The following is a 14,302-nucleotide window of genomic DNA, read 5'->3' on the forward strand; positions in this document are numbered from 1 at the left end:
AAAAACGACAATGACTAATTGTCGTTTTTTTTGTCCCTTATCTTGAATATGTTCTCATTATTAAAAGCTTCAAAATGATATATTTTATAATAAAATAATACAGAGAATATTATTTTATTATGTTTTAAATAGTTTGCATGATAAACTAGTAATAGGTACTCTTAAAAAAGATAAGTATTTTAATAAAACTAAAAGAATTATGGGGGAATTATAATGAATTGGTTTCAATTATCAAAGATAGATATATTAAAGAAGCTCCAAGTCGAAGAAGATGTTGGATTAGCAGAAGGGGAGCGAAAAAAAAGATTAACAGAAAATGGTTTTAACTTATTATCTGGCGAAAAGACTGAAGGAAACTTAAAAAAGTTTTTCAAACACTTCAATGATTTATTGATTTATGTATTGCTCGTGGCTGCGCTACTTAAAGGAATTAGTCAAAACTATATCGATATGTTTATCATTTTAATCGTTGTGGTTATAAATGCATTAATTGGTTATATCCAAGAGTCAAAAGCAAGCAATTCCTTAGATGGCCTGACGAGTTTAATGGGAACAGAGGCGACAATTGTAATTAACGGTGAGAAAAAAGTTGTGTCGACCGATTCTTTAGTAAAAGGTGATATCGTTTTGCTTAACTCAGGAGATATTATTCCTGCTGACGTAAGAATTTTGGAAGCCTATAATTTGGTCGTAGATGAAGCAATGCTAACGGGTGAGTCAACTCCTGTACAAAAAAACGCTGCTTCCATTTCTACTGAAGCAGACTTGGCGGACCATGTCAATATGGGGTATTCAGGTTCATTAGTAAACAGCGGGAGTGGTAAGGCAGTTGTTGTTGAAACAGGGGACAACACAGAGATAGGAAAAATCAGTGTCCACTTGAAAGAGGTTGGTGTTACTGAAACACCTTTAATTAAAAAAATGAAATATTTGAATAAACAAATTTTCTTTATTCTCTTGATACTCATCGTTTCATTAGTTGTTTTCAGTTTCTTTCATCGGGAATTCACGTTTGAAGAAGCCACTTCATGGATCATCTCCTTGGCAGTCTCCTCTGTTCCTGAAGGATTGCCAGCAGTCCTTTCAATTATTTTGTCTCTTGGTGTCACGCGCATGTCTGCAAAGAAAGCCATCATAAAAAAATGCCAGCAGTTGAGACCTTGGGAAGTATGGAAGTTATCTGTTCCGATAAAACGGGAACACTGACAAAAAACGAAATGTCGGTTTTGACCGTTTTGACTAAGAAAAAGACATTTGAAAAAAATCAAACCGAACAATGGAAAGATGACCTTAATATCTTTAATGAAGATTACCAACTCAAGAAGTTGGTTGAAACCGCTCTTTACTGTAATGACACAAAAATCGATTACCATAATGGGCAGAGGACAATAATTGGTAATCCGACAGAAGCAGCATTACTCGAGTGGGCGTCTCATATGGAAACTACCCAAGATGAGAAGGTACTGTATAAAATTCCGTTTGATTCCTCATATCTATGGGAAAAAATGATATCGCATCAGGCAAAAAAAGGGCAACGTATGCTTGCTACAGCTATGAAGGAAGTCTCTTCGGACCAAAAAACAATTACACATGAAGATTTGAAAGAGGATATGGTTCTTGTCGGAATGTACGGTATCATTGATCCACCAAAGCCATCTGCAATAGAAGCGATTAAAAAGAGCCACCGCGCTGGTATCTCCGTGAAGATGATTACTGGAGACCATAAAGATACAGCTGTCGCAATAGCGAAAGAAATTGGTTTAAAAAATACGGACAGTGCCATTACGGGTAAAGATATTGAAACGATGACCGATCAAGAGTTATCTGAGGTTGTGCTTGAAAATGATGTTTTTGCGAGAACGACACCAGAACATAAATTGCGACTGGTCAGCGCTATCAAAGCGCATGGTAAAATTGTCGGTATGACAGGAGATGGTGTGAATGATGCTCCAGCACTTAAAAAAGCAGATATTGGTATCGCAATGGGGCAAAAAGGAACAGAAGTTACAAAAGATGCTGCAGATATGGTTTTGGCAGATGATAATTTTGCTACCATTTCAGATGCAGTACGTGAAGGAAGACGTGTCTATGACAACTTAAAAAACACAATTTACTTTTCTTTACCAACAGCATTTGCTCAAGGTTTGTTGGTTGTTGTATCTATATTAATTGATCGCCCCTTACCATTGACTTCAATCCAAATCTTGTGGTTAAATATGGTCACAACAATTACACTTTCTTTTGCATTAGGTTTTGAAAAAGAAGCTCCTGATGTCATGGACAGACCTCCTCGCGATCCAAATGAAAATATTTTAAGTCGTTATGCTATCTTTAGAATGTTCTATGTTTCTATGCTCTTAGCTGCTTTGGGCTTTTTAGTCAACAATATTGTTATATCGATGGGAGCATCAACACCTGTTGCTCAAACTACACTTTTAATGACCCTCGTTTTCGGACAAGTGTTCTACATGATAAATTGTCGAAGTATATCCAAGTTCTCTATCGACCAAAACATGTTTAAAAATCGTGTGTTGTGGTTATCATTGTTTATTTTATTGGTGCTGCAACTGGCTATTGTCTATATCCCAACAATTAGTAACGCTTTAGGTACAACAAGTATTGGGATTCATAATCTTCTTTACGCTTCCTTGGCTGGGCTGACAGTTTTCGTCGTAGTAGAATTAGAAAAAATTATTTCACATCGTCTCTTTAGAGATTTAGCATAGAAACACATTGATCTCTTTTGAGGAATGTCAAAATAAAAAAAGCTACTGAGTGCCTTCATTCAGTAGCTTTTTTAGATTAGCCTCGCTTCATGTATAACAGTGGATAGGGTTTTCCTTGCTCATCGTATTCCGTTCTCTTATAAACCTCAAAGCCCATATATTCATAAAAACCCTTTGCGCGTGGATTTTGTTCATTTACAGCAAGAGTATTAATGGAGTATTTAGTGATTCCATAGTCGAGAAGTTTTCGGCCAAAGCCCTTGCCGCTTTCCTCGGGTGCAATAAAAAGCATCTCTAGATGATGATCAACAATACCCATAAAACCAACTGGAATATTTCTATCATTTTTTAAGAGAATCAAACGAGGGATTTCCATCAGTGCTTGGGGCACATACTTTTTAATATCCCTTATTTCATTATCTAAAAGGAAGAGGTGCGTTGCTTTTACAGAACTTTCCCAAACCACCAATAATTTTTCTACTAAATCTTCAGATCTATCTTTCAAATCAACATCTATAATATGCAATTAATTATGCTCCTTAATACTGTCCTAAGCTAATCCTAGCACATGAAGCTCCGTATTTCAATTTCTGGAGGTAATTAAAGCCATTCTTAAGAAGATAGCTTTTTGTATAGCTTGCTCCACTTGCCCTGTAATGTCAATAACATATTTATACTAATTTATATATTATGGTATAATATTCAATAAAATTAAAAGTATTTAGGAGTTCTTAAAATTATGGAAAAAACCTTTATCCCCGAAGACTATAAATCAATACTGGACATTTATGATACTCAAACAGCTATTGGATTTATCAAGCGTTGTTTTGAAGAAGCACTCACAGGAAGTTTAAAACTAAAAAGAGTATCTGCTCCACTTTTTGTTGACGATCGTTCGGGCTTAAACGATAATCTAAGCGGAAGTGAACGACCTGTAAAATTTGATGTGCCAGTTTTAAATTATAATGGAGAAATTGTACATTCCTTAGCGAAATGGAAAAGAGCCGCTTTAAAGCAATATGATTTTCATGTGGGTAACGGCCTTTACGCAGATATGAATGCCATTAGACGTGACGAAGAATTAGACAATCTTCATTCAATTTATGTAGACCAATGGGACTGGGAGCGAGTGATTTCAAGAGAACAACGAAGCCTGGATTACCTAAAAGAAACCGTACAAAATTTAGTGAATGCTATCGCAGAAACATCAAGTCGTTTGCATACAAAATATCCAAAAGTAAAAACGGTGATAGATACAAATATTGCTTTTATTACAAGTCAAGAATTAGTAGATCTTTATCCCAACTTAACAGCAAAAGAAAGAGAAAATGCTTATGTTAAAGAACATCCCACTACGTTTATCTTACAAATTGGTGATGTCTTAAGTCATGGTGAACCCCATGATCAACGTGCACCAGACTATGACGATTGGTCTTTAAACGGGGACTTACTTTTCTGGCATGAACCTTTAGGATGCGCCATGGAATTATCTAGTATGGGCATTCGTGTGGATGATAAAGCTTTACTTACACAATTAGAAAAGGCCAATGCCAACGATCGTTCAGCCTATCCTTTTCATCAGCAAATACTCAATAATGAATTACCACTTACCATTGGTGGCGGTATTGGACAAAGCCGTATGTGCATGTTATTGCTGAGTAAAGTACATATCGGTGAAGTACAAGTTTCTTTATGGGATGAAGAAACACTCAATGCTTGTAAAGATAAGGTCTTTTTACTATGAAAACGAGGGACGAAGGGAAGTAATTAGAGTAAAAAAATAGAAAAGTGTTTGGTTAGATTACCATTCTCCAAGGCATAAATGATAAAATAAAATTTATAAAACCCATAGAGACTACTCTTCTCTATGGGTTTTATCTTAACTTAAGAATGTGAATTTATATAGCTGTCCTTTATTTCTTTAGGTAAATCCTCAGGAATTTTTCTTTTTACAGCTTGTTCATCGCCAGTACTCAAAGCTTCATCGTAATACCAACATTTGAACTTTAACATGTCAAGCGTCTTATTCAGATGATTAATTTCTTCCTCAATCTGTTTTTTTTTGATTATGAAAGAGTTTTTTTCTTTCTTCGAGAGTTTCGTTACCAAGCTCAGTCCAGTCAATGAATTTTTTAATGTCTCTAATTTTTAGGCCAGATTTTTTCAGGCATTCAAAAAACCGTAGAGCTTCAATTTCTTCTTCAGAAAATTGACGAATCCCCGATTTTCGCTCAATCTTTGGAAATAATCCTTCTTTATCATAATACCGTAACGTGGATATAGGAATATCAAACATTTTTGAAACTTCACCAATTGTATACATGTTTTCTACCTCTTTTAGCGGGAAAGTGTTTTGTACAATAATATCGTACATTAACCTTCTTTGCATACTAAATTATATCATAACAATTTTTAATTATTTTTATAAAAGAAGCTTGAAATAAAATAATTTTACTTATTATTTGACCTAAAGTGTACTCTAGGGTATATAATGAATTTACAATAAGAGAGGAGAAAGAATAATGACAGATTTTAATCCATTATTTGGTAAAGGTGACTTAAATATTGACTATGCAAAATTTTTTATTGGAGATTCTCATTTAAAATTTTTAGCAAGTCAAGGCGATATTTCAGTTAATAATGTTACGTTTGAGCCAGGAACTAGAAATGATTGGCATACGCATGACAATGGTTTCCAAATCCTTCTTGTCACAGATGGAGAGGGCTGGTACCAAGAAGCTGGAAAGCCTGCTCGAAAGCTTGCTAAAGGAGATGTCGTAAGCATTTCAGACGGGGTCAAACACTGGCATGGTGCAACAAAAACCTCTTGGTTTAGTCATATTGCAATTGGTAAGGGAACTACTACTTGGTTAGAAAAAGTAACAGATGAGTATGAAAATTTGTAAGGAGAATAGATAATGAAAACAACAATTTTTGAAAAAGCAGGTTTGGTAACAGTTCAAGAAGTGGAAAAACCAAAATTACAAGCAGAAGATGATGTTATCATCAAAGTTGTCTGTGCCTGTGTTTGTGGATCAGATTTATGGTCGTATGGCCATGGAGACAACAAGGAAGCCCACTCTGAAAATACAGGGCACGAGGCCATTGGTATTGTACAAGAAATCGGATCTGCTATTACAACAGTGAAACCTGGTGACTTTGTAATTGCTCCCTTTACACATGGATGTGGTGAATGTGATGCATGTCGTTCAGGATTCGATGGGACATGTGATCGACACCTTGGAGGTTCAAACTGGTCAAATGGTTTTCAATCAGAATATATTCGTTTCCACTATGCAAATTGGGCATTAATAAAAATCCCAGGACAACCCTCCGATTATACTGAAGGTATGTTAAAGTCCTTACTTACTCTGGCAGATGTTATGCCTACAGGTTACCATGCTGCAAGATGCGCCAATGTACAAAGAGGAGATAAAGTCGTAGTTATTGGGGATGGTGCTGTCGGTCAGTGTGCGGTAATAGCCGCTAAAATGCGAGGCGCTTCTCAAATTATTTTGATGAGTCGTCATGCAGATCGTCAAAAATTAGCCTTGGAGTTAGGTGCAACAGATGTTATTGCTGAACGTGGAGAAGAAGGAATTGAAAAAGTTCGTGAAATTTTAGGTGGCGGTGCGGATGCTGCTCTCGAGTGTGTTGGCACTGAATCAGCCATAGATCAAGCACTCCGAGTGCTTCATAATGGGGGGCGCGTTGGTTTTGTTGGTGTTCCTCACTATAATAACCGTCCGCTTGGTTCTACATTTGCACAAAATATTTCAATTGCTGGGGGCTCAGCATCTGTAACGACATATGATAAACAATTCTTGCTAAAAGAAGTCCTAGACGGAAATATTAATCCTGGACGCGTATTTACTCAAACTTATGATTTAGAGAATATTAATCAAGCTTATCAAGATATGCAAGACCGTAAAACAATCAAATCTATGATTGTTATGTCCAAAAGTTTTTAAATTACAAATAAACAGAAAAAATAATTTTGTAGCTCTTTAAAATAATCATACTTTGACTGTAGAATCAAAAATATCAATAAGAATTAGCGAGAAGCAGTTATTAAACAAAAAAATTATAAGTTAGTTTGTTTTTAGCTTCTAGTATCTGCATTAAAACTAATGATGAGGACTTTGTTCCAATAGCAAAGTTTGCCCTACCTTATTGTAAAGTACTTGTGAGTCAACAACTTGGCCCCTTTATTAACACTGTTTTAAAAGATGGTTTGAACGTTTTATAGTTCGATACAACAAATAAATAAAACTTATAACGCAAGTTTTTCGGAAAGATGTCCAATAAAAGTATATAATATAATCTATCGCAATAACACCACGATGGATAGATAAAGTGAAGATAATCTGAGCCGTACATGTCAACGGTACAGATAAAACAAAATAAGTCAATAAAAAACTCCGTATTACGGAGTTTTTATATTTGGATATATTTTAACCTGTTATTGATATTTGTTTATATATTTTATCTTTTAATGTAGCCTAGTAAACTTCAATAGAAAATTACTTTAAATGGCTCAACAGTCAAGTTCAAACCTATTTATTTTTAGAAGTTATGGTATAATTATATTCGAAAAAAATAAATTATAGGAAGAATTTATTAAACTTGCTGAGTATATAGTTTAAAGAGATCGTGGGATATCCTATGACATCTTTCCGAAAAACTATAATATTCTTGAAAGTTTTGTAAATTTATGGTATACTTAAAAAACTATGAAACGTGAACTTCTACTCGCAAATATTGATCGCATAAAAAAACGTATGCCCAACTTCGTTTTAGAATATTATCAATCAAAGCTTAGTATTCCTTATAGCTTGACTACGCTTTATCAATATCTTTTAGAATACGAGAGATTTTTTAATTGGCTTATTGATAGCGATGTCAGCAAAGCAAAAAATATTGCTGGTATCGATTTAGATACATTAGAAAATCTTGCACGTTCTGACATTGAGGGTTATATCCTCTACTTACGTGAAAAACCACGTCAAAATAATAAGTCTGGGCTAACACAAAATTCTGTAAAACGTACTTTAGCTGCGCTTTCTAGCCTTTTTAAATACCTTACGGAGCAAGCTGAAGGAATAAATGGTGAGCCTTACTTTTATCGTAATGTTATGAAAAAAGTTCAAATTCAAAAAAATAGAGAAACCTTGGCTTCAAGGGCAGAGAATATTAAAGGCAAACTGTTTTTAGGTGATGAAACACAAGGGTTTCTAGATTTTATTGATAATGAATACGAAAAAAGCTTGTCTAATCGAGCGCTCTCTTCTTTTAATAAAAATAAGGAACGTGATTTAGCAATTATTGCGTTGATGTTGGCTTCTGGAGTACGTCTTTCTGAAGCTGTTAATATCAACATATCTGATTTGAACATGAAGACATTGGTTGTTGAAGTTACACGTAAAGGGGGCAAACGTGATGCCGTAAATATTGCAAAGTTTGCTGAGCTTTATCTACTCAACTACTTAGAAATTCGGGAACAGCGCTATAAACCAGAAAAAAATAACAAAGCCTTCTTCTTGTCTATTTACCGGGGGCAAGCTTCTCGGATTGATGGATCAAGCATTGAAAAGTTGGTCTCTAAATACTCGCAAGCCTTTAAAGTAAGGATTACACCGCACAAACTTCGTCACACTTTAGCAACTCGTCTGTATGCACAAACCAATTCTCAAGTTCTTGTAAGTCATCAGCTTGGACACTCTTCAACGCAAGTTACAGACCTCTATACACATATTATTAGTCAAGAACAGAAAAATGCACTTGACGAACTATAAGTAAGATTGGTAGAATTAAGTGGACTATTAATTTAACTTAAGACAAAAAATTATAAGTAGAAAGAATAGAATGAATAATACTACTCTAAAAATGTCACAGCAAGAAATTATGTACGAAATGAAATATGCTTGGAGCAGACAAAAACCCATTCGTATACGCTTTTTGGAAAATTCACAAGAAACGACTTCTCAGGGTAAAATTTTTGGTATTGACTATGATTTGCTTTATATTAAAGAAGGAAATGTGGTGCGGAGAATCGCTTTAGATGACATTTTAAGCATAAGCATGTAATTTTTACATAAATATATTTATGTAAAAATTACATAATAATAAAAACCTCCATTAATTTAGAGGTTTTTATTATTACATTTTTTCAATGATTTGGCTTAAGTCTTCTAATGCTCGCTCAGCAACCTTAGTATAACGTTCTTTTTTATCACGAATACGTGGACCGTCAAGTTCTTTGACAATACCAAAGGTCACATTCATTGGTTGGAAATGTTTACTGTCCGTATGTGTAATGTAATAGGGGAGGGCACCAATAGCTGTTGTTTGTGGGAATATAATCTCTTCTTCACCATTGAAAAGGCGAGCAGCGTTTATTCCAGCAACCAAACCACTTGCTGCTGATTCAACGTAACCTTCTACGCCAGTCATTTGACCTGCAAAGAAAAGATTTTCTTGTTTTCTTGATTGAAAAGTTTGCTTGAGCAGGTTAGGAGAATCCATGTATGAATTGCGATGCATTACCCCATAACGTACAAACTCAGCATTTTCTAGCCCAGGAATCATTTGGAACACACGCTTTTGCTCACCCCATTTAAGATGAGTTTGGAAGCCCACAATATTATACAAAGATGCTGAAGCATTATCTTGACGCAGCTGTACAACAGCATAAGGCGTTTTAAAATCACCATCCCGTGGCCCTGTATATGAATCAGGATATTCTAACCCAACAGGTTTCATTGGTCCAAACAACATTGTTTTATAACCACGTTTAGCCATTTCCTCGATTGGCATACAGCCTTCGAAAACCTTTAAATCCTCAAATGAGTTGAGTGGTGCTTCTTCAGCAGTAATTAAGGCTTGTTGGAAGTTATTGAACTCTTCCTTTGTCATTGGACAATTGATATAGTCTGCTTCTCCTTTATCGTAACGAGATTTTTTATAAACCTTGTCGTAATCTATTGTATTTGCATCAATAATTGGAGCTGCAGCATCATAGAAATAAAAACCATCTCCGCCATTAAACGCATGAATTTTTGCAGCTAAAGCGTCACTTGTTAAAGGTCCAGTTGCAATAATCGTAATCTCTTCATCTAAGTTAGGTAAATCTGTAATCTCACCACGGATCACCTCAATCAAAGGGTTTTCCGAAACAGCTTGGGTAATAAAAGCTGAAAACTCTTCACGGTCAACGGCTAAAGCCCCACCAGCTGGAACTTGTGTTTTTTCTGCAGCTTGCATCATAACAGAATCTAAACGACGCATTTCCTCTTTCAGTAGTCCCACAGCATTTGTAATTGCTGCTCCGCGGAAAGAATTCGAACAAACCAGCTCTGCGAATTTGTCGGTTTTATGCTGAGGAGTTGCTTTAACGCCACGCATTTCGTAAAGTTTGACAGGAATACCGCGTTTTGCAATTTGATAAGCAGCTTCAGAACCCGCAAGACCTGCGCCAATAACGTTTATATGTGTTTTATTCATTATAACTTTCTATATTAAACATAAAATTAATTATGTAAAGTGCTTTTATTTTTGTTTTTCTTCTTTGTAGTCACAAGTTTCATTGCTACATACAACTTGTTTGCCACCGCCACGTACTTTCTTTTCTACCAAATAGTGCTCACATTTTGGACAAGAACGCCCAACAGGTTTATCCCAGCTTGTAAACTCACATTCTGGATATCTGTCACAACCATAGAAAAGACGGTTTTTCTTTGTCTTACGCTCAATGATTTGCCCTTTGTGGCAACTTGGACAAGTTACGCCAATTTCTTTCACAATGGCTTTAGTATTGTGACATTCTGGGAAATTACTGCATGCATAGAATTTACCATATCGTCCCAACTTAATCACCATTGGATGCCCACAAACATCACAATCAAAACCAGCCGGTTCGTCTTTAATGACGATTTTTTCCATTTCAACTTCGGCTTTTTCAAGTTCAACGGCGAAAGGTTTATAAAATTGATCAACAACATCAACCCAACGGCGCTGTCCTTCTTCTACTTTATCCAGATCTTTTTCCATTTCAGCTGTAAATTCCGTATTTACAATGTTTGGGAAAAATTCAACCACAAGTTTATTTACAATTTCACCTAGTTCAGTCGGTTCAAAACGTTTGGCCACTAAACGGGCATAATAACGTTTTTGGATTGTTTCAAGCGTTGGTGCATATGTTGATGGGCGGCCAACTCCATTTTCTTCCAACACTTTAATCAAGGTTGCTTCACTGTAACGTGCAGGCGGTTGAGTAAAGTGTTGTTCAGGTTTAAGATTTGCTTTCTTAACAACATCTCCAGCGGCCATATCAGGAAGCATGTTGTTTTTCTCAGAGTCATTATAGATTGCTAAATACCCATCAAATTTAACTTGTGAGCCATTGGCAATGAAAATCACACCATTTTGCGAAAGGTTAACTTTCATTGTGTCAAAAATAGCAGCAGTCATTTGACTTGCAACAAAGCGATTCCAAATTAAAGTGTAAAGCTTTAACTGATCTTTGTCTAGATATTTCGCAATTGCTTCGGGTGTATTAAGGACATTGGTGGGACGAATTGCCTCATGGGCATCTTGAGCACCAGCTTTATTAGAAACTTTTGAAGAATGTTTGCTATACTTAGCGCCAAAACGATCTGTAATGAAATCTGCAGCCACGCCTTGCGCCACTGGAGAGATACGCGTTGAATCGGTACGCATATAGGTAATCAGCCCTTGATGACCTTGTACCCCCAATGTGAGCCCCTCATAAAGCTGTTGGGCAACCATCATGGTTTTCCGTGTACGGAAATTAATTTTATTCGCTGCATCTTGTTGCATGGAGCTTGTTGTGTATGGCAGCGGCGAATTTCTCCGACGTTCCTTTTTCTCTACTTTATCAACATCGAAATCTGGACCAGACAACCGTGACATCACTTCCATAACATCATCGTTGTTATTTAGTGCTCGCTTCTTGCCGTCAACACCCCAGAAAGCAGCTTTAAACTTTTTAGCTCCTTTTTTAAATTCACCATCAATTGACCAATATTCTTGGGGGATGAAAGCATTGATTTCGTTTTCTCGATCCACAATCAATTTAAGGGCGATAGACTGGACACGGCCAGCCGATAATCCTTTTTTAACTTTTTTCCAAAGGATTGGACTGATTGAATACCCCACTAAACGATCTAAAATACGACGAGCTTGTTGTGCATCGACCAAATCAACATCAATACTGCGGGGTTCTTTAAATGCATTTTTAACGGCATCTTTAGTGATTTCGTTAAAAACAACCCGATTTTTATCTTCCAAAGGAAGACCTAAAATATGTGCCAAGTGCCAAGCAATGGCTTCTCCTTCTCGGTCCGGGTCACTTGCCAGATAAACAGCTTTTGCGGCTTTGGCCTCTTTTTTAAGAGAATTGATCAGTGGCGCTTTTCCACGGATATTAATATATTGTGGCTCATAATCATTGTCGATGTCTACGGACATTGTTGATTTTTTCAAATCACGTATATGACCAACAGATGCCACAACTTTATAGTTTCGTCCTAAATATTTTTCAATTGTTTTTGCTTTAGCAGGTGACTCAACAATTACGAGATTTTTGCCTTTAACAATTTTTGTTTTCTTTTTACTCGCAGTTTTTTTACTGCTCGTTTTCTTTTTTGTAGTTGTTTGTTTTTCACTTGCTTTCGCCATATATTTACCTATTTTTTCAATTTTCAATAGTCTAATAATATAGGCTTTTAGGTCAGATGTCAAGTAATAAAATAAAAAGTGTTTTTCTTATAGGAGAATTAAACATTTATTAAAAGATAAAAAGTGCTTTTAATCGTTGTTTTTACTCATTTTATATGGATTTATAAATTTTCAATTTTTATAAAAAATTAAGGAAGGAAATTACCCTCATATAAATAAAATTCATCCAAAATATCTTGACCATGAGTGATAAGCTTGGCTGCACCTTGCTTGATTAATTGATTACAGCCAGAGGCATTTCTGTTCAAAATATCTCCAGGTACAGCAAAGACTTCTCTATTTCCCTCTAAGGCATAACGACTTGTGATGAGGCTACCGCTACGTTGCTTTGCTTCAACAACGACAATTCCACGAGAAAGACCCGCAATGATTCTATTTCTCTCTGGAAAATGAAACTTAAGGGGCGGCTCTCCTACAAGGTATTCTGATAAAACCAATTCATGAGTTGCTAAATACTCTTGTAATTTACGATTTTCTTTTGGATAACTAATATCTAAGCCGTTACCAATGACAGCAATGGTTGGTGTTTATTGCTTTATAGCAGCTACATGACTAGAAGTGTCAACACCGCGTGCTAACCCGCTCACTATAACAAAGCTTTGTTTTAATTCCTCAATAAGTTTGTATGTAATTTTAGGTGCTTCTTTAGACATCTCACGGCTCCCGACAAATCCGAGTTTAGGGAAATTAAGCAACTTAAGATTTCCTTGATAAAAAAGGAGAGTCGGGGGATTATACATTTCTTTCAGCCATTCAGGATAAATGTCGTCTAAGATGGAAAAGGAGGGGAAGGTCTTATATTGCTCTCGAAGTCGTTTCACATCCTGACTCTTGTAACTCTCAATAAAATTAGGAACAGCTTTGACTTCTGCAATCCTCGCTAACTGTCGTAAAGTAAGTTTTGCTTCATGCCTCTCTTGATAGTCAATCAGTTTCAAAATCCCTAGATTCGACATTCCTGCTTTTTTCAAACGCAATATTTCAAAATTTCTAATCATGAAGCCTCCATTTTTGGTGTTATTCATTAATTAATACGCAAAAAATGGAAACTTTTCACATAAAAAAACTGCATTTCTGCAGTTTTTTTATTCCGCTTGCTCAATATCTTTTTTGAGTTGTTCAAGATTAAATTTGGCTTGGAGGAAATTTTGTGATTTTGTTGGGAAGTTTTGCTCCAAGGCGTCCACCTGGCCTATTTCTATTTTTCCGGAAAAGCCCGTAAATCCTAAAATATGGCCACCAAAATTGCAGGAATCAGCAAGAAAATGCAAATGGTAACCAGCAACACTTACACCATGAAACATTTCGGGTGTCCAAAAGCCTACAATAGTTCCCACGACTTGATGTTCCTTATATTCAGGTTGATTTTCTGCTACTTTAGCAAAGGGTTCTCCTTCCGCTGCGCCTGGGGCCATGCGCACATGCATCATATCAAAATCACCAGTCATTTTAATCGTATAAAAGGTATTTTCACTATTAAACTCATTTTCAATTTTTTCAAAGAGTTCTTCGCTGCCAATTTTTTCTTCTTGTTGGAAAGAAAGTGTTGCATCATGATGCGCTACGGCAGCATAAGGGACAGTTTCATTATCTTCTACTTGTCGTACTTTTTTGTCGCCTGTTGCAATATAAGCTTTGCCGTCCAAGACAATCAACTCGCCATTGATACCTGACAAGGTCCCGATACCAAAGTCACCTTTTTTCAATAGCTCTCCAATCGTTAAAGTCCCTTCATAAAGTCCTGACATCAAAGCTGCAAGGGTGTTGTGTTGAAATAATTTCATTTTTCTTTCCTTTCAAATTTTGGAATTTTCAAT

General features: G+C 36.0%; 9 protein-coding genes and 3 pseudogenes. 6 read left to right on the top strand and 6 right to left on the bottom strand.

Annotated features, from left to right (window positions below; translation table 11 throughout):
* Positions 1-213: 213 nt before the first annotated feature.
* A pseudogene (locus PYW30_RS05100) lies at positions 214-2,726 on the top strand (HAD-IC family P-type ATPase).
* Between the two features lie 76 nt (positions 2,727-2,802).
* Here PYW30_RS05100 and PYW30_RS05105 read toward each other — a convergent pair.
* Positions 2,803-3,252: a GNAT family N-acetyltransferase gene (locus PYW30_RS05105; protein ID WP_042217753.1), complete on the bottom strand. Its 450-nt coding sequence runs from the start codon at positions 3,250-3,252 to the stop codon at positions 2,803-2,805.
* Positions 3,253-3,465: 213 nt separating this feature from the next.
* On the opposite strand from PYW30_RS05105, the gene asnA reads away from it, so the two are divergent.
* Positions 3,466-4,470: an aspartate--ammonia ligase gene (gene asnA / locus PYW30_RS05110; protein WP_042217751.1), complete on the top strand. Its 1,005-nt coding sequence runs from the start codon at positions 3,466-3,468 to the stop codon at positions 4,468-4,470.
* A gap of 140 nt (positions 4,471-4,610) precedes the next feature.
* Here the strand turns inward: asnA and PYW30_RS05115 are convergent.
* Positions 4,611-5,049: pseudogene (locus PYW30_RS05115) on the bottom strand (MerR family transcriptional regulator).
* Between the two features lie 199 nt (positions 5,050-5,248).
* On the opposite strand from PYW30_RS05115, the gene PYW30_RS05120 reads away from it, so the two are divergent.
* From PYW30_RS05120 to PYW30_RS05135, 4 genes are all read left to right on the top strand, one after another.
* The gene (locus tag PYW30_RS05120) at positions 5,249-5,632 is read left to right on the top strand and encodes a cupin domain-containing protein (RefSeq protein WP_004257261.1); all 384 of its coding nucleotides are present in this window, start codon (positions 5,249-5,251) and stop codon (positions 5,630-5,632) included.
* A 12-nt stretch (positions 5,633-5,644) separates the two neighbouring features.
* On the top strand, positions 5,645-6,697 hold the full coding sequence (locus PYW30_RS05125; RefSeq protein ID WP_042217750.1) for a zinc-binding dehydrogenase: 1,053 nt from the start codon (positions 5,645-5,647) through the stop codon (positions 6,695-6,697).
* Between the two features lie 762 nt (positions 6,698-7,459).
* Positions 7,460-8,521, top strand: a complete 1,062-nt coding sequence (gene xerS / locus PYW30_RS05130; RefSeq protein WP_042217748.1) for a tyrosine recombinase XerS — start codon at positions 7,460-7,462, stop codon at positions 8,519-8,521.
* Positions 8,522-8,591: 70 nt separating this feature from the next.
* Positions 8,592-8,813 (top strand): hypothetical protein, encoded by a 222-nt coding sequence (locus PYW30_RS05135; RefSeq protein ID WP_042217747.1) that lies wholly within the window; start codon positions 8,592-8,594, stop codon positions 8,811-8,813.
* A gap of 72 nt (positions 8,814-8,885) precedes the next feature.
* Here PYW30_RS05135 and trmFO read toward each other — a convergent pair whose 3' ends face one another.
* The 4 genes and pseudogenes from trmFO to budA form a co-directional block, all read right to left on the bottom strand.
* Complete coding sequence (gene trmFO / locus PYW30_RS05140) at positions 8,886-10,229, bottom strand: methylenetetrahydrofolate--tRNA-(uracil(54)-C(5))-methyltransferase (FADH(2)-oxidizing) TrmFO (RefSeq protein ID WP_042217745.1); 1,344 nt, start codon at positions 10,227-10,229, stop codon at positions 8,886-8,888.
* Positions 10,230-10,274: 45 nt separating this feature from the next.
* Positions 10,275-12,425, bottom strand: coding sequence for a type I DNA topoisomerase (gene topA, locus PYW30_RS05145; RefSeq protein WP_042217744.1), 2,151 nt, complete (start codon positions 12,423-12,425; stop codon positions 10,275-10,277).
* Between the two features lie 188 nt (positions 12,426-12,613).
* A pseudogene (gene dprA, locus PYW30_RS05150) lies at positions 12,614-13,483 on the bottom strand (DNA-processing protein DprA).
* 87 nt (positions 13,484-13,570) lie between these two features.
* Positions 13,571-14,269 carry an acetolactate decarboxylase gene (budA, locus tag PYW30_RS05155; RefSeq protein ID WP_042217741.1) on the bottom strand — a complete coding sequence of 233 codons (699 nt, stop codon included), beginning with the start codon at positions 14,267-14,269 and terminating at the stop codon, positions 13,571-13,573.
* Positions 14,270-14,302 lie beyond the last annotated feature (33 nt).

The organism is Lactococcus garvieae subsp. garvieae (assembly GCF_029024465.1).
Lineage (GTDB): Bacteria > Bacillota > Bacilli > Lactobacillales > Streptococcaceae > Lactococcus > Lactococcus garvieae.